Annotated in this window: 22 protein-coding genes and 1 tRNA gene; 17 read left to right on the top strand and 6 right to left on the bottom strand. The window is 59.6% G+C overall.

Annotated features, from left to right (window positions below; translation table 11 throughout):
• The first annotated feature begins 35 nt into the window (after positions 1–35).
• From BLU01_RS18065 to BLU01_RS18020, 10 genes are read left to right on the top strand one after another with little or no spacing between them, the layout of a single operon-like run.
• Entirely contained in the window at positions 36–995 is a 960-nt protein-coding gene (locus BLU01_RS18065) for a YbgA family protein (protein WP_092278091.1), read from the top strand.
• The gene (locus BLU01_RS18060; protein WP_092278089.1) at positions 996–1,937 is read left to right on the top strand and encodes a MerR family transcriptional regulator; all 942 of its coding nucleotides are present in this window, start codon (positions 996–998) and stop codon (positions 1,935–1,937) included. It begins immediately after the preceding gene.
• Between the two features lie 20 nt (positions 1,938–1,957).
• The gene (gene phrB, locus BLU01_RS18055) at positions 1,958–3,406 is read left to right on the top strand and encodes a deoxyribodipyrimidine photo-lyase (protein ID WP_092281646.1); all 1,449 of its coding nucleotides are present in this window, start codon (positions 1,958–1,960) and stop codon (positions 3,404–3,406) included.
• The gene (locus BLU01_RS18050; RefSeq protein ID WP_092278087.1) at positions 3,399–3,821 is read left to right on the top strand and encodes a nuclear transport factor 2 family protein; all 423 of its coding nucleotides are present in this window, start codon (positions 3,399–3,401) and stop codon (positions 3,819–3,821) included. The genes phrB and BLU01_RS18050 overlap by 8 nt, the downstream gene beginning before the upstream one ends.
• The gene (locus BLU01_RS18045; protein WP_092278085.1) at positions 3,818–4,600 is read left to right on the top strand and encodes an SDR family NAD(P)-dependent oxidoreductase; all 783 of its coding nucleotides are present in this window, start codon (positions 3,818–3,820) and stop codon (positions 4,598–4,600) included. Before BLU01_RS18050 ends, BLU01_RS18045 begins: the two co-directional genes overlap by 4 nt.
• The gene (locus BLU01_RS18040; RefSeq protein ID WP_092278083.1) at positions 4,597–5,844 is read left to right on the top strand and encodes an NAD(P)/FAD-dependent oxidoreductase; all 1,248 of its coding nucleotides are present in this window, start codon (positions 4,597–4,599) and stop codon (positions 5,842–5,844) included. The genes BLU01_RS18045 and BLU01_RS18040 overlap by 4 nt, the downstream gene beginning before the upstream one ends.
• The gene (locus tag BLU01_RS18035; protein ID WP_092278081.1) at positions 5,841–6,656 is read left to right on the top strand and encodes a DUF1365 domain-containing protein; all 816 of its coding nucleotides are present in this window, start codon (positions 5,841–5,843) and stop codon (positions 6,654–6,656) included. Before BLU01_RS18040 ends, BLU01_RS18035 begins: the two co-directional genes overlap by 4 nt.
• Complete coding sequence (locus BLU01_RS18030) at positions 6,643–7,914, top strand: SAM-dependent methyltransferase (protein ID WP_092278079.1); 1,272 nt, start codon at positions 6,643–6,645, stop codon at positions 7,912–7,914. Before BLU01_RS18035 ends, BLU01_RS18030 begins: the two co-directional genes overlap by 14 nt.
• Complete coding sequence (locus tag BLU01_RS18025) at positions 7,907–8,410, top strand: DUF2878 domain-containing protein (protein WP_092278077.1); 504 nt, start codon at positions 7,907–7,909, stop codon at positions 8,408–8,410. The genes BLU01_RS18030 and BLU01_RS18025 overlap by 8 nt, the downstream gene beginning before the upstream one ends.
• A 53-nt stretch (positions 8,411–8,463) precedes the next feature.
• Positions 8,464–8,769, top strand: a complete 306-nt coding sequence (locus BLU01_RS18020; RefSeq protein ID WP_092278075.1) for a YkgJ family cysteine cluster protein — start codon at positions 8,464–8,466, stop codon at positions 8,767–8,769.
• A 145-nt stretch (positions 8,770–8,914) separates the two neighbouring features.
• On the opposite strand, the gene BLU01_RS18015 is transcribed toward BLU01_RS18020, so the two are convergent.
• From BLU01_RS18015 to hemA, 6 genes are all read right to left on the bottom strand, one after another.
• The gene (locus BLU01_RS18015; RefSeq protein WP_092278073.1) at positions 8,915–9,433 is read right to left on the bottom strand and encodes an acyloxyacyl hydrolase; all 519 of its coding nucleotides are present in this window, start codon (positions 9,431–9,433) and stop codon (positions 8,915–8,917) included.
• 121 nt (positions 9,434–9,554) lie between these two features.
• Positions 9,555–10,346: a glutamate racemase gene (gene murI, locus BLU01_RS18010; protein ID WP_092278071.1), complete on the bottom strand. Its 792-nt coding sequence runs from the start codon at positions 10,344–10,346 to the stop codon at positions 9,555–9,557.
• Positions 10,339–11,094, bottom strand: coding sequence for a molybdopterin-synthase adenylyltransferase MoeB (locus tag BLU01_RS18005; RefSeq protein WP_092278069.1), 756 nt, complete (start codon positions 11,092–11,094; stop codon positions 10,339–10,341). The genes murI and BLU01_RS18005 overlap by 8 nt, the downstream gene beginning before the upstream one ends.
• Positions 11,088–11,918 (bottom strand): peptide chain release factor N(5)-glutamine methyltransferase, encoded by an 831-nt coding sequence (gene prmC / locus BLU01_RS18000; protein ID WP_092278067.1) that lies wholly within the window; start codon positions 11,916–11,918, stop codon positions 11,088–11,090. Before prmC ends, BLU01_RS18005 begins: the two co-directional genes overlap by 7 nt.
• On the bottom strand, positions 11,919–13,001 hold the full coding sequence (gene prfA, locus BLU01_RS17995; RefSeq protein WP_092278065.1) for a peptide chain release factor 1: 1,083 nt from the start codon (positions 12,999–13,001) through the stop codon (positions 11,919–11,921).
• A complete protein-coding gene (hemA, locus tag BLU01_RS17990; protein ID WP_092278063.1) occupies positions 12,998–14,284 on the bottom strand; it encodes a glutamyl-tRNA reductase in 1,287 nt (428 codons plus the stop codon). The genes prfA and hemA overlap by 4 nt, the downstream gene beginning before the upstream one ends.
• Before the next feature lie 182 nt (positions 14,285–14,466).
• Here hemA and BLU01_RS17985 point away from each other — a divergent pair, with 182 nt between their 5' ends.
• The 7 genes from BLU01_RS17985 to pth all read left to right on the top strand — a co-directional run bounded on the left by BLU01_RS17985 (position 14,467) and on the right by pth (position 20,273).
• Positions 14,467–16,191 (top strand): tetratricopeptide repeat protein, encoded by a 1,725-nt coding sequence (locus BLU01_RS17985; RefSeq protein ID WP_092278061.1) that lies wholly within the window; start codon positions 14,467–14,469, stop codon positions 16,189–16,191.
• Between the two features lie 4 nt (positions 16,192–16,195).
• Positions 16,196–16,813, top strand: coding sequence for a lipoprotein insertase outer membrane protein LolB (gene lolB / locus BLU01_RS17980; protein WP_092278059.1), 618 nt, complete (start codon positions 16,196–16,198; stop codon positions 16,811–16,813).
• 2 nt (positions 16,814–16,815) lie between these two features.
• Positions 16,816–17,667 carry a 4-(cytidine 5'-diphospho)-2-C-methyl-D-erythritol kinase gene (ispE, locus tag BLU01_RS17975; protein WP_092278057.1) on the top strand — a complete coding sequence of 284 codons (852 nt, stop codon included), beginning with the start codon at positions 16,816–16,818 and terminating at the stop codon, positions 17,665–17,667.
• A gap of 36 nt (positions 17,668–17,703) precedes the next feature.
• Positions 17,704–17,778, top strand: a tRNA-Gln gene (locus BLU01_RS17970).
• Positions 17,779–17,824: 46 nt separating this feature from the next.
• Positions 17,825–18,766, top strand: a complete 942-nt coding sequence (locus tag BLU01_RS17965; protein ID WP_003208392.1) for a ribose-phosphate pyrophosphokinase — start codon at positions 17,825–17,827, stop codon at positions 18,764–18,766.
• Between the two features lie 141 nt (positions 18,767–18,907).
• Positions 18,908–19,519 carry a 50S ribosomal protein L25/general stress protein Ctc gene (locus BLU01_RS17960; protein ID WP_092278055.1) on the top strand — a complete coding sequence of 204 codons (612 nt, stop codon included), beginning with the start codon at positions 18,908–18,910 and terminating at the stop codon, positions 19,517–19,519.
• Between the two features lie 169 nt (positions 19,520–19,688).
• Entirely contained in the window at positions 19,689–20,273 is a 585-nt protein-coding gene (gene pth / locus BLU01_RS17955) for an aminoacyl-tRNA hydrolase (RefSeq protein ID WP_092278053.1), read from the top strand.
• The last annotated feature ends 7 nt before the right edge of the window (positions 20,274–20,280 follow it).

The raw sequence follows: 20,280 nt of genomic DNA, 5'->3' as shown, positions 1-20,280 counted from the left end.
CATGCTCTGTACAGGTTTAGATTCGAGGTGCTCCGATGTCCAATGCCACCGCCAAACCGAAAATCGCAATCAGCGCCTGCCTGATGGGAGCCGAGGTGCGTTTCAATGGTGGGCACAAGGAGTCGCGGCTGTGCAGTCGCACCCTCACCGACTATTTCGATTTTGTGCCAGTGTGCCCGGAAGTCGCGATCGGCCTCGGCATCCCGCGCGAGCCGATTCGCCTGGTCGGCGACCCCGATCATCCGCAAGCCATCGGCACCGTCCACCCCGCGATCAACGTCACCCAACCCCTCGCCGAGTACGGTCAACAAATGGCCGCCGAACTGCACGACATCTGCGGCTATATCTTCATGCAGAAGTCGCCGTCATGCGGCTTGTTGCGGGTCAAGGTCTACCACGCCAACGGCGCGCCGGTTGACGGTGGCGGGCGCGGCGTCTATGCCCAGGCGTTCTGCGCCGAGCATCCGGACCTGCCGGTCGAAGAAGATGGCCGCCTCAACGATCCGGTGCTGCGCGAGAACTTCCTCACCCGCGTATTCGCCTACAGTGACTGGCAGCAACTGCGCCGCGAAGGCCTGACCCGGCGCGCGCTGATTGACTTTCACTCGCGCTACAAATACCTGCTGATGGCGCACAACCCGGTGCAATACAAAGCCCTCGGCAACCTGCTCGGCAACATGGGCCAGACCGATCCGGAAGAACTCGGTCCGCGTTATTTCAGCGAGCTGATGGAGGCACTGAAAAAATGCGCCACGCGCCGCACGCACACCAATGTCTTGCAGCACATTTTCGGTTACCTGAAACAGGTGATCAGCGCTGAAGACAAACAGGAAGTGCTGCACGTCATCGGCCAATATCGCCTCGGTATCGTGCCGTTGGTGGTGCCGCTGACGCTGCTCAAACATTATTTCCGCCAATACCCTGATCCGTACATTGCGCAGCAGGTTTACCTGCAGCCGCACCCGGAAAATCTCAGTCTGCGAAATGCGATTTAAATGAATACGATCCCCGACACCAGCGCCCAGGAAGACCTCGGCGCCGATTTCAAGAAAGCCTTGGACGAAGGCTGGCTGCCGATTCGCGAAGTCGCGCGGCAGACCGGCGTCAACGCCATCACCCTGCGCGCCTGGGAACGGCGTTACGGGCTGATCGTGCCGCAACGCACGCCCAAGGGCCATCGGCTGTTCTCGGCCGAACACGTGCAGCGGATTTTGACCATCCTCACCTGGCTCAACCGTGGCGTTGCCGTCAGCCAGGTCAAGCAACTGCTCGACACCCCGCAAGCCTTTACCGACTCGGTCGAAAACGATTGGCAACTGCTGCGCCAGACCTTGCTGCAAGCCGTCACCGAACTGGCTGAGCGCACCCTCGACGACACCGTCAATCAAGCCATGGCGCTGTACCCGCCACGGACCTTGTGCGAACAACTGCTGATGCCGTTGCTGAGCGAACTGGAACAGCGCTGGCAAGGCCAGTTCGGCGCGCAGATGGAACGGGTGTTCTTTTACTCGTGGCTGCGCAGCAAGTTCGGCGCGCGGATTTATCACAACAATCGCCAGTTACGCAGCGCCCCGCTGCTGCTGATCAACCATTCGGACCTGGCGCTGGAACCGCATCTGTGGCTGACCGCGTGGCTGATCAGCAGCGCCGATTGCCCGGTGGAAGTGTTCGACTGGCCGTTGCCGGTCGGCGAACTGGCGTTGGCGGTCGAACACCTGCAAGCCCGCGGCGTGTTGCTGTATTCAAGCAAAGCGATGAACCTGGCGCAGTTGCCGAAACTGTTGAATGGCGTCAGTTGCGCAAAAATCATCGTCGGGCCAACGGTGGTCATTCACCACGCCGAGCTGTCGGCGAAAACCACTGAAATCGCTGAACTGTTCATCGCCGAAGATCCGCTGGCGGCGCATCAGGAGCTGGTCCAGCGAGGACTTATCTAATGTCGGGCACGGACCATCCCATGCAACTGATCTGGCTGCGCAGCGACTTGCGCCTGCATGACAACACCGCCCTTTCGGCCGCCGCCGCGCGTGGCCCGACCGTTGCGGTGTATCTGCTGAGCCCGCAGCAATGGCAGGAACATGATGACGCGCCGTGCAAAGTCGATTTCTGGCTGCGCAACCTCAGCGAACTGAGCTCGGCGCTGGGCCAGTTGAATATTCCGTTGCTGATCCGCAGCGCGGTGCATTGGGACCAGGCACCGAAAGTCCTGCTCGAGCTGTGTGAGGAACTGCAGATAGGCGCGGTGCACGTCAACGAGGAATACGGCATCAACGAGACGCGGCGCGATCAAGCGGTGGCGCAAGCGTTGGATGCGGTGGGCGTGACGTTCCACAGTTATCTCGATCAGCTGTTTTTCGCCCCCGGCACCGTGCTGACCAAGACCGGCACCTACTTTCAGGTGTTCAGCCAGTTCCGCAAAGTCTGCTACGAGCGACTGCGCCACTCGCTGCCCGGGATCGTCGCCGCGCCCGGCAAGCAGGCGAAAATGACCATCAGCAGCGACAAAATCCCCGCCAGCGTCGACGGTTTTGCCACGCCGCCAGACAGCTTGCGCGCGCTGTGGCCGGCGGGTGAAGCCGAAGCGCGGCGGCGTCTCGAGACGTTCGCCGATGCGCAAATCGACTATTACCTCAGCGAGCGCGACTTCCCGGCCAAACCCGGCACCAGCCAACTTTCGGCGTATCTGGCCGCCGGGGTGATTTCCCCGCGCCAGTGCCTGCACGCGGCGCTGCAAAGCAATCAGGGCGAATTCGACAGCGGCAAGGTCGGCGCGGTGACTTGGGTCAACGAGCTGCTCTGGCGCGAATTCTACAAACACATTCTGGTCGGCTATCCACGGGTTTCGCGGCACCGCGCCTTTCGCCCGGAAACCGAAGCGCTGGCGTGGCGCGACGCTCCGGAAGAACTCAAGGCGTGGCAAGAAGCGCGCACCGGCCTGCCGATCATCGACGCGGCGATGCGCCAATTGCTCGAAACCGGCTGGATGCACAACCGCCTGCGCATGATCGTGGCGATGTTCCTGACGAAAAACCTGCTGATCGACTGGCGTGAAGGCGAGCGCTTTTTCATGCGCCACTTGATCGACGGCGACCTGGCGGCGAACAACGGTGGCTGGCAGTGGAGCTCATCCACCGGCACCGATTCGGCGCCGTACTTCCGCATTTTCAACCCGCTGAGCCAATCGGAAAAATTCGACGAGCAGGGCCTGTTCATCAAGCAGTGGCTGCCGGAACTGGCCGCGCTGAACAAAAAAGAAGTGCACAACCCGGCAAATGTAGGCGGCTTGTTTGGCGTCGCCGATTACCCATCGCCGATCGTCAACCTGAGCAATTCGCGCGCTCGGGCACTGGCGGCGTTCAAGAATCTGCCGTCACGCCAAGCGGTTGCCGGAGGTCGCGATGAGTGAGTTCCTCGAACATTTCGCCCGGCAATTCGCCGGGCTGAACAAGGACAATTTGCAGCGCCTCGGCGAGTTGTACAGCGACGACGTGCACTTCACCGATCCGCTGCATGACGTGCACGGGCTCAGCGACCTGCACGCCTATTTCGCCAAGCTCTACGCTAACGTCAGCGAACTGAGTTTCGACTTTCGCGGCTTCGACCAAGTCCGCGAGGGCGAAGGTTATCTGCGTTGGGTGATGAGCTACCGCCATCCGCGCCTCGACGGCGGACGGCTGATCACAGTCGACGGCTGCTCGCATTTGCTCTGGCGCGACAAGGTTTATCGGCACCGCGATTATTTCGATGCCGGCGCACTGCTTTATGAACATCTACCTGTATTGGGCCGGGTCATTGCCTGGCTGAAAAGGAGCATGGGATGAGCCTTACACCGCCACGGCGTTATTGGTTGACGGGCGCGAGCAGCGGCATTGGCGCCGCTTTGGCCGAAGAAATACTGAGGACCGGCGCGCACCTGGCCGTGAGTTCACGTTCGCTGGCGCCGCTCAAAGTCCTCGCCCAGCGTTATCCGGGACAAGTGCTGGTGGTCCCCGGCGACCTGACCAACAGCCAGACCGTGCGCGAAATCGGCGAACAGATTACCGAAGACTGGGGTTCGCTGGACACGGTGATTCTCAACGCCGGGACGTGCGAATACATCGATGCCAAGCAATTCGACGCCTCGATCATCGAACACGTGGTGCGCACTAATCTGCTCGCCAGCAGTTATTGCATCGAAGCCGCCCTGCCCTTGTTGCGCGCCGGCACTGCGCCGCATCTGGTCGGCGTCGCCAGTTCGGTGACCTACCTGCCGCTGCCACGCGCCGAAGCCTATGGCGCGTCGAAAGCCGGGCTGCGTTATCTGTTCGAGTCGTTGCGTATCGACCTGGCCGACGAAGGCATTGAAGTCACCGTGGTCAGCCCCGGTTTTGTCGATACGCCGCTGACCGAGAAAAACGATTTCCCGATGCCGCTCAGCTGGCCTGTGGATAAAGCCGCGCGGCACATTTTCAACAAACTGCAGAACCGGCCGCTGGAAATCGCCTTTCCGGCGTTGTTCATGGCCGCGCTGTGGCCGCTGTCGAAAATGCCTAACCGGGTAAAACTGGCGATCGGCAAACGCATGGTTCGCAGCAGTCCGCCGATCAAGGATCAACCGTGAACATCGCCATTATCGGTAGCGGCATTTCCGGGCTGACCAGCGCCTATCTGCTCAATCGCCGTCACGACATCACCGTGTTCGAGGCCAGCGACTGGGTCGGCGGGCATACCCACACCGTCGACGTTACGGTTGATGGCCAGACGCACGCGGTGGATACCGGGTTTATCGTGTTCAACGATTGGACGTACCCGAATTTCATCCGCCTGCTCGGGCAGCTCGGCGTCAGGTTCAAACCGACCGAAATGAGTTTTTCGGTCAACGACCCGGACAGCGGCCTGGAGTACAACGGCAACAACCTCAACAGCCTGTTCGCCCAGCGCAGCAATTTGCTGTCGCCGGGGTTCTGGAAGATGTTGCGCGACATCCTGCGCTTCAACAAAGAAGCCTTGCGCGACCTTGAGCAACAACGCATCGCCACCGACACCACGCTCAATGATTACTTGCAGGCCAATGGTTACAGCGAGCGTTTTATCCTGCATTACATCGTGCCGATGGGAGCGGCGATCTGGTCGATGTCGATGGCCGACATGCTCGGTTTTCCGCTGCAACTGTTCGTGCGGTTTTTCAAGAATCATGGCTTGTTGTCGGTCAACGACCGGCCGCAATGGTGCGTGATCGAGGGCGGTTCCAGCGCCTACATCGCGCCGCTGACGGCTTCTTTCAAAGAGCGGATTCGCCTCAATTGCCCGGTAACCCGCGTCGAGCGCGACCTTGACGGCGTGGTTATCCACAGCGCTGCCGGCAGCGAACGTTTCGACAAAGTGATTTTCGCCTGTCACAGCGATCAGGCGCTGAAGCTGCTGGCCGAACCGAGTTCGGCCGAGCAATCGATCCTCGGCGCCCTGCCCTACGCCGACAACGAAGTGGTGTTGCACACCGATATCGGTCTGCTGCCGAAACGCAAACTCGCCTGGGCCAGTTGGAATTACCGTCTCAATGGCGCCGGCAACACCCACGCCGCCGTCACCTACGACATGAACATCCTGCAAGGCTTGCAGAGCGACACCACGTTCTGCGTCAGCCTCAACCAAAGCGCCGGCATCGACCCGAGCAAGGTCCTCGCCAAGTTCACTTACGCCCATCCGCAATACAGCTTGAAAGCCGTGGCGGCGCAGCAGCGCTGGGAAGAATTGGACGGCGCGCAGCACACCTATTACTGCGGCGCGTATTGGGCCAACGGTTTTCATGAAGACGGGGTGGTCAGCGCATTGCGCGTGGCCCGGTCGTTGGGTGAGGTGCTATGAACAGCGCCCTCTACAGCGGCTGGATCGGCCATCGGCGTTTTGCGCCCAGAGCGCATGCGTTCCGTTACCGGATCGGGCTGCTGTACCTGGACCTCGACGAGCAGGATGCGGTGCTCGGGTTGTCGCCGTTTGCCGGTGCCAGCCGGTTCGCGCCGTTCTCGTTTCGCGAGCGCGATTACCTGAAGGCGTTTACCGGCAGCGGCATGCGCCTGATCGATGCGGTGCGCCAACAGGTCGGCGAAGCCATCGGCCATCAGCCGCAAGGCTCGATCTGTTTGCTGACCCAGGCGCGCAGTTGGGGTTTGTCGTTCAACCCGGTGAGTTTTTTCTACTGTCACGAGGCGGACGGGCAACTGGCGGCGATTCTCTGCGAAGTGACCAACACGCCGTGGCGCGAGCGCTATCACTACGTGCTGCCGGCGCAAGCGGCCGAATCGCTGCACGGCCAGCATCAGCACTTTGCGGTGGCCAAGGCGTTTCATGTGTCGCCGTTTCTACCGCGCGATCTCGAATACCGCATGAGCTTCAGCCCCGCTGCACAACGGCTTGGCGTGCACATGGCGGACTGGCAAGGCGAACTGAAGCTGTTCGATGCCACGCTCAACCTGCAACGCGAAGCCCTCGATCGCGCCAGCCTGCACCGTTACCTGCGGCGCTTTCCGTGGATGACCGCGAAAACCGGCCTGGCGATCTATTGGCAGGCACTGCGACTGTTATTCAAACGAGCTCCGATTTTTGCCCATCAGGCTGCCGATGGCAGCTTTCAAACCGCAACCGTTGCACCACAGGATCGCCATCATGAAATCCTCTAGCGTTTCGGCCAAAGCCAATTTACTCAGCAGCAATGGCTGGTCCGGCTCGCTGCTGCGCCGGGGCGTTCTGCGGCAATTGGCGCACCTCAAACACGGCCAACTGGTGGTGATCGAGGACGGCGAACGGCACGTCTTCGGCACCGCCGGCGATCATCTGCTCGGAGAAATCCAAATTCTCGACGCGGCCGCCTGGGGCATGGTTGCGAGCAACGGTTCGATTGGCGCAGGCGAGGCTTTTATCCACGGTTACTGGACGTCGCCGGACCTGACGGCGGTGGTCCGGGTGTTTGTCAGCAACCTCGAAGTGCTGGATGCGATGGAGGGCGGTCTGGCCAAACTCGGCCGGCCCTTCGTGCAAGGCCTGCATTGGTTCAATCGCAATACGCGCAAGGGCTCGCAGAAAAACATCGCCGCGCATTACGACCTTGGCAATGACCTGTTCGAACAGTTTCTCGACCCGACGATGATGTATTCGGCAGCGCAGTTCCTGCGTCCTGAAGACACCCTGGAACAGGCGCAACTGAACAAACTGGAAAGAATCTGCCAGAAGCTCGATCTGAAACCGGCCGACCATTTGCTGGAGATCGGCACTGGCTGGGGCAGCATGGCGCTTTACGCGGCGCAGCATTACGGTTGTCGGGTAACCACTACCACGCTGTCCAAAGAGCAATACGCCTACACCGCGCAACGCATCGAAACCCTTGGCTTGCAGAAGCAAGTGACCTTGCTGCTCTCGGACTACCGCGACCTCACCGGGCAGTACGACAAACTGGTTTCGATCGAGATGATCGAAGCGGTCGGCCATCGTTTCCTGCCGACCTATTTCAAGCAATGTGCGCAGTTGCTCAAGAGCAACGGTTTGATGCTGTTGCAGGCGATCACCATCCGCGACCAACGCTACGAACAGGCGCGGACCAACGTCGATTTCATTCAGCGTTACATCTTCCCCGGCGGCGCGTTGCCGTGCATGCACAAGATGCTCGAAATCGTCAGCCGCGACACCGACATGAACCTGCTGCACATGGAAGATTTCGGCCTGCACTACGCGCGGACGCTGCGGCTGTGGCACGAGAACTTTCGCCACGCCCACGGGCGTTTGACCGAATTGGGCTACGACGATTATTTCCTGCGTTTGTGGGAGTTTTACCTGTGCTACTGCGAAGGTGGTTTCCTCGAACGGACCATCGGCACCGCGCAGTTGTTGCTGGCAAAACCGGCGGCAATCACCGCGCCATTGCTGGGGCGTTTTGATGCTTGAACGCCTGGTCAATGCGGCGCTGTTTCAGCTCGGTTGGTTCGCCTGCGTGCTCGGCGGCGACAGCCTGTGGTTATGGGTGGCAGTGGCGGCGCTGGTGATTCATCTGCTGTGGATAAGTCGCTGGGTCGATGAAGGCCGGTTGATTCTGAGCGTGGTGCTGCTTGGGACCACGGTCGACAGTACGTTGCGTTGGCTGGGCGTGTTCGAGTTCACCGACGTCGCGCCGCTGATTCCGCTGTGGCTGATGTTGCTCTGGGCGCTGCTGGCGACGACGTTGCGCCATTGCCTGCAATGGAGCGCCAAGCCGTGGTGGCTCGCCAGCCTGCTCGGCGCCATCGGCGGGCCGCTGTCGTATTACGCCGGCAGCCAATTGGCCGGCGTGCAGTTTCCCTACGGCCAAGTCGTGACGTTGCTGGGGCTCGGGGTGCTCTGGGCGCTGCTGTTTCCGGCGCTGCACTTCATGGCGCAACGCTTGGCGGCAGACGCTCACGACTGAGCGTCCGTCAGGCCTTTCACACAGCCGCGGCGCACTGCCTTACACTGCGCGCCATGAAAACCATCCCACACACGCAAATCGCCGAACCGGCGATCACTTGCTCGACCTGCTCAGCGTGCTGCTGTCAGCTCGAAGTCATGCTGATCACCGAAACAGGCGTGCCCGAACGGTTTATCGATGTCGATGATTGGGGCGGCGAAGTGATGTTGCGTCTGGACGACGGCTGGTGTGCAGCGCTGGATCGCAACACGATGATGTGCACGATTTACGAAAAGCGTCCGCTGATTTGCCGGGAGTTCGAAACGGGCTCACCGGAATGCATTGAAGAGCGGCAGGGGATTGTGTCGGTTTATCGTTGATTAACGCGCAGCCCGCTTAGAAGTGAGGCTGTGGGAGCGAGGCTGTGGGAGCAAGGCTTGCCCGCGAAAGCGATCAATCAGTCAACATCTCTGTTGAATTTGAGACAGCTATCGCGGGCAAGCCATGCTCCCACGGCTTTTGACCTTACAGCGGCATCGTGTAGTGCAGCGCGTAGCTTTCTACACCATCGTTGTCGCTGCTGATCCCGGCGTTGGAATAATGCGTCGCGCGAATCCCGACTTCATGTCCACCGGCGAAGCGCAGGCCGAAACCGATGCGGTCTTCAAACTGAAAAGACTGGCCGATGTTGTTGTCTTCCATTTGCGTATTGGAAAACAACGCAACACCGATGCCTGCCTCGACATACGGCTTGACGTTTTGACCGGCGAATTCGTAAACGAATACCGGCGAAAACGACAGGCTGGAAGTGCCCGAGGTCTTGTCGCCATCCCAATAGGTGTAAGCGCCGCTCCAGTAACCGGTGACGCGACCGACGTCGCTCTGCAACCAGCTCTGATCCCAATCAAATTGCATGCCCAGCCGGTAAGTCATGGTTGAGTCGCTGGTAGCGCCCACCCCAAACTCAACACCTGCCGCCTGTGCAGTCAAACTTTGCCCCATAAGTGCGGCCGCAATCGCAGCCAAGCAGAACAGTCGTTTCATTTAGAAACATCCTTTCCCATAACAATTTCGTGTGGATTTTTTTTACAGCTCAACAGACAAGCTATAGAAGCCGTCGGTTACTCAGAAGTTCAGCCCTTTTTAGGCTTATTTCACATTTTTTTTACAAATCGAAGCTTCGCACATTCCCGGCGTTATTCCAGAGGATTGGCAAGATATTTCTGAAATGTTCTGAATCAGAGCTGGTCCAGAACTGCGCCGTGCGCGACGGGCCTGCGGCGAGCAGGTTTTTTTCGGCCAAAAGCCGCTGCAATTGCCGCGCGACGGCGGCGCCGGTGTCGATCAGGCTGATATCGTCCGCGATCATCTGCTTGAGCAATGGCTTGAGGAAGGGGTAATGCGTGCAGCCGAGAATGATCGTGTCACAACCGGCCGCCAGCAATGGCTCGACATAACCTCGCAACAACTGGCGCAACGCCGGGCTGTGCAGATCGCCGTTCTCGATCAGCTCGACCAGGCCCGGACACGGCTGGGTGATGACCCGCACATCGGTGGCAAAACGGTCGAGCAACGCGGCGAACTTGGCGCTCTGCAAGGTGCCGGTGGTGGCCAACACGCCGACCACACCACTGCGCGTGGCCGCCGCTGCCGGTTTCACTGCCGGTTCCATGCCCACGATTGGCCATTGCGGATAATCGCGGCGCAAATCGGCGACGCCAGCGACGGTCGCCGTGTTGCAGGCAACCACCAGGGCCTTGGCGCCCTGCTGCTGAAGAAACCCGGCGATGGTGCTGCAACGTTGCTGGATGAATTGCGCAGTTTTCTCGCCGTAGGGAATGTTGCCGCAATCAGCGACGTACAACAGCGACTCGTTCGGCAGCAGGCGCTGGATCTCGGCCAGCACCGAAAGCCCACCGACGCCGGAATCGAACACGCCAACCGGCGCTTCACGCATGTTTGGGCCCACAGACGCTGCAACCCGGATCACGCTTGACGCGCAGCTCGCGAAAACGCGTGCCCAAGGCATCGATCAGCAACAAGCGCCCCACCAGCGGCTCGCCGAAACCGGCCAGCAACTTCAGCGCTTCGAGCGCTTGCAGGCTGCCGACCAGGCCGACCAACGGGCCGATGACCCCGGCTTCGCTGCAGGTCAGTTCGGCTTCGCTGCCGTGCCCGTATAAACAGTGGTAACACGGGCTCTCGGGGCGGCGCGGGTCGAATACCGACAACTGCCCTTCGAGGCGAATCGCAGCGCCGCTGACCAGCGGTTTGCCGGCAGCGACACACGCGGCGTTGACCGCCTCGCGGGTGGAGAAATTGTCCGAGCAGTCGAGCACCAGATCCACCGCGGCAATGGCGGCGGCCAGCGAGTCTTCGTCGAGCGCCGCACGATGGGCGATCAATTGAATCTGCGGATTGATCGCGCTCAAGCGGCGGATCGCCGAATCAACCTTGCTCACGCCGACGCTGTCGGTGTCGTGGATGATCTGGCGTTGCAGGTTGGTCAGATCGACTGTGTCGAAGTCCGCCAAATGCAACTCGCCAACTCCGGCAGCCGCGAGGTACAGCGCCACCGGCGAGCCGAGTCCGCCGAGGCCGACGATCAATACACGGCTTTGCTTGAGCCGCAATTGGCCCTCGATGTCGACGTGTTGCAGCAGAATCTGGCGGCTGTAGCGCAGCAATTCCTGATCATTCAGCACGGCAGGCGTCCCAGGCTGATTCGTTGGTGGCCGCCCAGATCGCTGCGGCTGTGGACTTCTGCAAAACCTCGGCTCAGCAGCAGATCACGCACCGCTTCGGCTTGATCGTAACCATGCTCGAGCATCAACCAGCCGCCCGCTTCGAGGTAATCCGGCGCCTGGGCGACGATCAGACGCAGATCGTCGAGCCCGTCGACACCGGCGACCAACGCACTGGCAGGTTCGAAACGCACGTCACCCTCGACCAGATGCGGGTCGGCGGCAGCGATGTAGGGCGGGTTGCTGATGATCAATTCAAACCGTTGACCGTCCAGCGCGCTGAACCAGTGACTGCTCAGCACCGTGGCGTTTTTCAGGTGCAGGCGCTGACGGTTGCGTTCGGCCAGCGCCACGGCTTCGATCACCCGATCGACTGCGGTGACCTTCCACGCCGGACGCTCGCTGGCCAGCGCCAAGGCAATCGCGCCGCTGCCGGTGCCGAGGTCGAGAACCCTGGCTGGCGTCGCGGCCAATAATTCCAGCGCGGTTTCAACCAGCAGTTCGGTGTCGGGACGCGGGATCAGCGTGTGCGGCGCGACTTCCAGATCAAGTTTCCAGAAACCTTGCTGGCCGAGAATATAGGCCACCGGCTCACCGCCACGTCGGCGTTGCAGATAACTGGCGAACGTCAGCGCCGCTTCACTCGGCACGATGCGCTCAGGCCAGGTGTGCAGAAAACTGCGGTTCTTGCCCAACGCGGCGGCCAGCAACAGCTCGGCATCGAGGCGCGCCGACGGCGAATCGGGCAGATCGGCAGCCCGCAACAAACTGGCAATGATCGTCATTTACTCACCTATCGCCGCCAATTGGTCAGCCTGGAATTCGGCCAACAACGGCTCGATCACCGCTTCCACGCCGCCGGCAAGAATTTCGTCGAGCGAATACAGCGTCAGGTTGACCCGGTGATCGGTGACCCGGCCCTGGGCAAAGTTGTAGGTACGGATGCGCTCAGAGCGATCACCCGAACCGACCAGCAACTTGCGTTCGCTGGCGATGGCGTTCGCGGCGGCGCTGGTCTGCTGGTCATTGAGTTTGGCCGACAACCAGGCCATCGCGCGGGCGCGGTTCTTGTGCTGCGAACGCTCTTCCTGGCACTCGACGACGATGCCGGACGGCAAGTGCGTGATGCGGATCGCCGAGTCGGTCTTGTTGACGTGCTGGCCGCCGGCGCCGGACGACTTGTAGGTGTCGATGCGCAAGTCGGACGGGTTGATCTCGATGGCTTCCTGCTCATCCGGCTCGGGCAACACCGCGACGGTGCACGCGGAGGTGTGGATGCGGCCTTGGGATTCAGTCGCCGGAACCCGCTGCACGCGGTGCACGCCGGATTCGAACTTGAGCTTGGCGTAGACATTCTCGCCTTCGACGCGGGCGATGACTTCCTTGAAGCCGCCGTGCTCGCCGATGTTTTCCGAGAGGATTTCCACGCGCCAGCCACGTCGCTCGGCGTAACGCGAATACATCCGAAACAAGTCACCGGAGAAGATCGCCGCCTCGTCGCCGCCAGTGCCGGCACGGATTTCGAGGAAGACGTTGCGCCCGTCGTTCGGATCCTTGGGCAGCAGCATGCGTTGCAGCTGCGCTTCGAGTTCGATCAGTTGCTCTTTGGCTTCGCGCACTTCTTCCACGGCCATTTCGCGCATGTCCGGGTCGCTGTCCTTGAGCAGTGCCTGCGCACCTTCGAGGTCGCCTTGCACTTTGAGCAACTGTTTATAGGTTTCGACAATCGGCTCGACCTCCGCGTATTCCTTGGAATAAGCGCGGAATTTGCTCTGATCGGAAATGACTTCGCTATCGCCAAGCAGAGCGGTCAATTCCTCGAAACGGTCCTGGAGGATGTCCAGCTTATTGAGCAGTGACGCTTTCATTGCAGTTTTTTATCCGAGCTATCCGACGAGCCCTCACCGAGGGCAAAGAGTTCCTGGGCCATGGCCAACGCATCGAGGCGGCCTTCGGCAGTCAACTTTTTCAACTGTACGCTAGGTGCGTGCAGCAATTTGTTGGTCAAGCCACGCGCCAGTTGCACCAGCACGTCTTCGGCGCTGCTGCCGTTGGCCAGCATGCGCTGGGCCTTTTGCAATTCTTCGTCGCGCAGGCGTTCGCTTTGTTGACGATAAGCCTTGAGCACATCGACCGCCGCCAGTTCGCGCAGGCGCACCATGAAGTCGTCGGCGCCAATCGACACCATTTCTTCGGCCGCTTGCGCAGCGCCCTGGCGACTCTTGAGGTTTTCCGCGACCACTTCGTGCAGATCGTCGACGCTGTACAGGTACACGTCGTCGAGCTCGCCGACTTCCGGCTCGATGTCGCGCGGCACGGCGATGTCGACCATGAAGATCGGCTTGTGCTTGCGCAGTTTCAGCGCACTTTCCACCGCGCCTTTACCGAGGATCGGCAACTGGCTGGCGGTGGAACTGATGACGATGTCGCTGCGCACCAGTTCGGCGGGAATGTCGGAGAGCAATACGGCGTGGGCGCCGAACTGTTCGGCGAGAATGCTCGCGCGTTCGAGGGTGCGGTTGGCGACGACGATGCGTTTCACGCCCAACTCGTGCAGATGGCGGGCGACCAGGGTGATGGTCTCGCCGGCGCCGATGAGCAGGGCCTGGCTGCGTTGCAAGTCGCTAAAAATCTGTTTCGCCAGGCTGACGGCGGCAAACGCCACGGACACGGGGTTTTCGCCGATGGCGGTGTCGGTGCGCACTTGTTTGGCGGCATTGAACGTTGCCTGGAACAGTCGGCCGAGCAGCGGGCCGATGGTCCCGGCCTCGCGCGCCACGGCGTAAGCCGATTTCATCTGGCCGAGAATCTGCGGTTCGCCCAACACCAGCGAATCAAGTCCGGAGGCGACGCGCATCATGTGACGAACTGCCGCATCATCTTCATGCACATAAGCGCTGGCACGCAGCTCATCGAGGCTCAAATGATGATAATCGGCCAGCCAGCGCAGGATGATGTCCGCCGAAAGGTGGTCCTGTTCTATGTACAGCTCACTGCGATTGCAGGTGGAAAGGATCGCAGCTTCGCGGCTGTCGGTCAGTCGGCAGAGCTGCTGCAACGCCTCCACCAGTTGCTCAGGGGTAAAGGCCACGCGCTCGCGGACGTCTACTGAAGCAGTCTTGTGGTTGATACCGAGTGCAAGGAAGGCCATTCAAGGTCGCTGATGGTGACGTGAAGCCGGCAATTGTCCTACTTCGACACAGCCAGAACAACTACCGCTGACTATTGTCCCAATGTCTTGCCTCTATAAAGGCATCAATTGAGACTCGGTTATGTTTGGCCGAAGGCTTGTGTCATGATGCTCCGACCGCAGGTTAGTCGTCCTTCTCTTATATGAATAGATCTTCCGCGTTGCTCCTTGCCCTTGTGTTCCTCAGCGGCTGCCAGGCCATGGCACCCGTTTCGTCGGACGGTACGCCGCCGGTCGAAGACAGCACTCCGGCCCCTGAAAAGCCCAAGGTCTACGGTTCCTTCAGTGAAGAAACCGTGTTCAGCCTGTTGAGCGCCGAACTGGCAGGCCAGCGCAATCGTTTCGACATTGCGCTGGACAACTACGTGACCCAGGCCATCAACACGCAGGATCCGGGCATTTCCGAGCGGGCCTTCCGGATCGCCGAGTACCTGGGCGCCGATCAGGCTGCTCTGGATACCGCACTGATCTGGGCCAAAAACGCCCCGGACGACCTCGAAGCGCAACGCGCCGCCGCCGTGCAACTGGCGCGTGCCGGGCGTTATGACGACTCCATGGTGTATATGGAGAAAGTCCTGCTGGGCAAGGGCGACACCCATTTCGACTTCCTCGCCTTGTCTGCGGCCGATACCGACCAGGACACGCGCAACGGTTTGATGAAAAGTTTTGACCGTTTGCTGCAGCGTCATCCGAAGAACAGCCAACTGATTTTCGGCAAGGCTTTGCTCATGCAACAGGACGGCGACGCCAAAGGCGCGCTGGCCCTGCTCGAAGACAACCCGCCGGACGACGGCGAAATTGCCCCGATCCTGCTGCGCGCGCGTTTGCTGCAAACGCTCAATCGTGGCGACGAAGCACTGCCGCTGCTGCAAAAAAGCATCAAGAAGTACCCGGACGACAAACGCCTGCGCCTGACTTACGCGCGCATGCTGGTCGAGCAGGACCGCATGGACGACGCCAAAGTCGAGTTCTCCAGCCTGGTTCAGCAATACCCGGAAGACGACGAGTTGCGTTATTCACTGGCGCTGGTGTGCCTGGAAGCCAAGGCCTGGGAAGAGGCCAAAGGCTACCTCGAAGATTTGATCGCTCGCGAAAGCCACGTCGATTCGGCGCATTTGAACCTCGGCCGCATCGCTGAAGAGCGCAACGACCCGCAAGGCGCACTGCTCGAGTACGCCCAGGTCGGCCCCGGCAACGATTATCTGCCGGCGCAATTGCGTCAGGCCGATATCCTGATGAACAACGGCAAGACCGCCGAAGCGCAGAAAAAACTCGCCACCGAACGCGATGAGCAGCCCGATTACGCGATTCAGCTGTACCTGATCGAAGCCGAAACCCTGTCCGCCAACAAACAGGGCGACCGAGCCTGGGGCGTGTTGCAGAAAGCCTTGCAGCAATACCCGGACGATCTGAATCTGCTTTACACCCGCGCGATGCTTGCGGAAAAACGCAATGATCTCGGGCAAATGGAAAAAGACCTGCGCCTGATCATCAAGCGCGATCCAGACAATGCGATGGCGCTGAACGCCCTCGGCTACACCTTGTCCGACCGCACTACCCGTTACGAAGAAGCCAAAGTGCTGATCGAACAGGCGCACCAGATCAATCCGGAAGACCCGGCGGTCCTCGACAGTCTTGGCTGGGTGAATTTCCGCCTCGGCAATCTCGACGAAGCCGAACGTTTGCTGCGCCAGGCGCTGGAGCGCTTCCCCGATCAGGAAGTCGCTGCTCACCTCGGCGAAGTCCTGTGGGCCAACGGCAAACAACGCGAAGCCAAACAGATCTGGGGCAAGTTCCTCAAGGATCAACCCGACAGCCCTACCCTGCGCGGCACCATCAAGCGCTTGACCGGATCAGAGACTCTTTAAGATTATGTTTTTGCGCCACGTTATTGTTTTCAGTTTTATTGCCCTGCTCGCCGGTTGCGCGGGTTTCGGCGCTCGTGAATCCGTCCAGGGCCACGGCAACCCGGCCCAATGGAACGTTTACAAACAGCAGATGACCAGCCTCGACGGCTGGCAAATCAACGGCAAGATCGGCATTCGCGCACCGAAGGATTCGGGCAGCGGCACGTTGTTCTGGCTGCAGCGTCAGGATTACTACGACATTCGACTGTCCGGCCCGCTGGGTCGCGGCGCCGCTCGCCTGACCGGTCGCCCGGGCAAGGTATCGCTGGAAGTCGCCAATCAGGGTCGCTACGAAGCGCCGACCCCGGAAGCCTTGCTCGAAGAGCAACTGGGCTGGAAATTGCCGGTGTCCAACCTGGCCTGGTGGGTTCGCGGGCTCCCGGCGCCGGACACCAAAAGCCGCCTGACGCTGGACACTGACAGCCGCCTGGCCAACCTCGAACAGGATGGCTGGAAAGTCGAATACCTCAGTTACGCCGAGCAAAACGGCTACTGGTTGCCCGAGCGGATCAAACTGCACGGCACCGACCTTGATGTCACGCTGGTGATCAAGGAATGGCAACCACGCAAACTGGGGCAGTGAACATGACTGCTGCGCGTTTGACCTTGCCCTCCCCGGCCAAACTCAACTTGATGCTGCACATTCTCGGGCGCCGTGAAGACGGTTATCACGAGTTGCAGACGATTTTTCAGTTTCTCGATTACGGCGATGAAATCACTTTTGCCGTGCGCGATGACGGCGTGATCCGTTTGCACACTGAATTCGACGGCGTTCCTCACGACAGCAACCTGATCGTGCGCGCCGCGAAACAACTTCAGGCGCAGTCCGCTTGTACGCTCGGCATCGACATCTGGATCGACAAAGTCTTGCCGATGGGTGGCGGGATCGGCGGCGGCAGTTCCAACGCGGCGACCACTTTGCTCGGGCTTAATCACCTGTGGCAACTGGGCTGGGATGAAGATCGCCTGGCCACGCTGGGTTTGACCCTGGGCGCCGACGTGCCGGTTTTCGTCCGTGGGCACGCAGCTTTTGCCGAGGGCGTCGGCGAGAAACTCACCCCCGTAGAGCCCGAAGAACCTTGGTATCTCGTGCTGGTGCCGCAAGTATCTGTAAGTACAGCAGAAATTTTTTCCGATCCGTTGTTGACACGTAACTCTTCTGCCATTAAAGTGCGCCCCGTTCCCAAGGGAAACAGTCGAAATGACTGCTTGCCGGTAGTAGCAAGGCGTTATCCAGAGGTACGTAACGCATTGAATTTGTTAGGTAAATTTACCGAAGCAAAACTTACCGGAACTGGAAGTTGTGTGTTTGGGGGCTTCCCAAGCAAAGCTGAAGCTGATAAAGTCTCGGCCCTTCTGACAGAGACCCTTACAGGGTTTGTAGCAAAGGGAAGCAACATTTCGATGTTGCATCGCAAGCTTCAAAGTCTGCTCTAAAAGAACCGATTACTGGGTAATCGTTGCAACAGATACAGGGGCGTCGCCAAGCGGTAAGGCAGCAGGTTTTGATCCTGCCATGCGTTGGTTCGAATCCAGCCGCCCCTGCCATTTTCCTATACTCATCCAGGTTACCCTCAGCCTTCAGGTACTGCGCGTGTCCAAGATGATGGTCTTTACGGGGAACGCTAACCCCGATCTGGCTCGGCGTGTTGTACGTCAGCTGCATATCCCTCTCGGTGACATCTCTGTCGGCAAGTTTTCCGACGGCGAAATTACTGCCGAGATCAATGAAAACGTCCGCGGTAAAGATGTCTTCATTATTCAGCCGACTTGCGCTCCGACCAACGATAACCTGATGGAACTGGTAGTGATGGCTGACGCCTTCCGCCGCTCCTCGGCTACTCGTATCACTGCTGTTATTCCTTACTTTGGTTATGCCCGTCAGGATCGCCGTCCGCGTTCCGCACGTGTGGCTATCAGCGCGAAAGTCGTCGCTGACATGCTTACCGTAGTCGGCATCGATCGTGTGCTCACGGTTGATTTGCATGCTGACCAAATCCAGGGTTTCTTCGATATTCCGGTAGATAACATCTACGGCTCCCCGGTATTGGTGGATGACATTGAAGATCAGCGCTTCGAAAACCTGATGATCGTCTCTCCGGACATTGGTGGCGTCGTGCGTGCACGTGCCGTTGCCAAATCCCTGGGCGTGGATCTCGGGATCATCGACAAACGCCGTGAGAAAGCCAATCACTCTGAAGTGATGCATATCATCGGTGATGTCGAAGGGCGTACCTGTATTCTGGTCGATGACATGGTCGATACCGCCGGCACTCTGTGCCACGCGGCCAAGGCCCTGAAAGAGCATGGCGCTGCCAAGGTTTTCGCTTACTGCACGCACCCTGTGCTGTCCGGTCGGGCGATCGAAAACATCGAAAATTCCATGCTGGACGAACTGGTGGTGACTAACACCATCCCGTTGTCCGCTGCTGCTCAAGCCTGCTCGCGTATCCGTCAACTGGATATCGCGCCGGTAGTTGCCGAGGCGGTTCGCCGCATCAGCAATGAAGAATCGATCAGCGCGATGTTCCGTTAAGGGCCCTGCCCTTCTCGAATGTCTCGTTGACGAAAAGCGCCCCGCCCCGGCATTCCTGTCGGGGCGGGGCTTTTTTGCCCATATCGCCTTTAGCGCTGGTCGCAACCGCTGGGGCGAATGTGGTTATTTTGGAGATACAACATGAACGATTTTACTCTGAATGCTGAAGTGCGTTCCGACCTGGGGAAAGGTGCGAGCCGCCGCCTGCGTCGTCTCGCAAGCCTGGTACCTGCTGTAGTTTACGGTGGCGAAAAAGCCCCTGAATCCATCAGCATGCTGGCTAAAGAAGTTGCCAAACTGCTCGAAAACGACGCGGCTTACAGCCACATCATCGAGCTGAACATCGGCGGCAAAAAGCAGAACGTCATCATCAAGGCTCTGCAGCGTCACCCGGCTAAAGGCCACGTACTGCACGCTGACTTCGTACGCGTTGTAGCTGGTCAGAAGCTGACCGCTATCGTGCCTGTACACTTCATCGGCGAAGAAGCTCCGATCAAGAAAGGCGGCGAAGTTTCGCACGTGACTTCGGAAATCGAAGTTAGCTGCCTGCCGAAGGACCTGCCTGAGTTCATCGAAGTCGACCTGTCCAAGGCCGAAATCGGCGACATCATCCACATGTCCGACCTCAAAGCCCCTAAAGGCGTTGAGTTTGTTGCTCTGGCACACGGTGACGACAAGGCAGTAGCCAACGTTCACGCTCCACGTGTTGCTCCAGAAGAAGACGAAGCAGCAGAAGAAGGCGCAGCAGAGTAATTTCACTCTGTTCGCCGGAGTGACCGGTAACATCGCGGACTAGTACGTAGCGAGAAAGCGGGCGAAAACGCGGAGTTTACATAATGGTAAATGAGCACTTGTCGTCCACTTTCGCCGCACTCCCTGATTGCGGCGATGTTATCCACCACTCCAAGGAAGGGCCCCTATCGTGACTGCCATAAAACTGATCGTTGGCCTGGGAAATCCAGGCGCTGAATACGAACAGACCCGGCATAACGCAGGGGCCCTTTTTGTTGAGCGCATCGCGAACGCGCAAGGCGTAAACCTTGTGGCGGATCGTAAATATTTCGGCCTGACCGGGCGCTACTCGCATCAGGGTCAGGATGTTCGTCTGCTGATTCCCACCACGTACATGAACCGCAGCGGCCAGGCCGTCGCGGCACTCGCTAATTTCTTCCGCATTACGCCTGAAGAAATCCTCGTGGCGCATGACGAACTCGACTTGCCTCCGGGCGTTGCCAAGCTCAAACAGGGCGGCGGCCATGGCGGTCACAACGGGTTGCGCGACATCATTGCGCAACTGGGCAATCAGAATACCTTTCACCGCTTGCGGCTTGGCATTGGCCACCCGGGCGTTGCCAGTATGGTTTCAAATTTCGTCCTGGGTCGAGCGCCACGCGCCGAACAGGAAAAACTCGATGCCAGCATCGACTTTGCCCTCGGCGTGCTGCCGGATATCCTCGCCGGGGAATGGAACCGCGCGATGAAAAACCTGCACAGCCAGAAGGCCTGACTCTAAT

Source organism: Pseudomonas prosekii, assembly GCF_900105155.1.
GTDB lineage: Bacteria > Pseudomonadota > Gammaproteobacteria > Pseudomonadales > Pseudomonadaceae > Aquipseudomonas > Aquipseudomonas prosekii.
The sequence above is the reverse complement of the archived record's forward strand: the minus strand, read 5'-3'. Positions and strand labels throughout refer to the sequence as shown.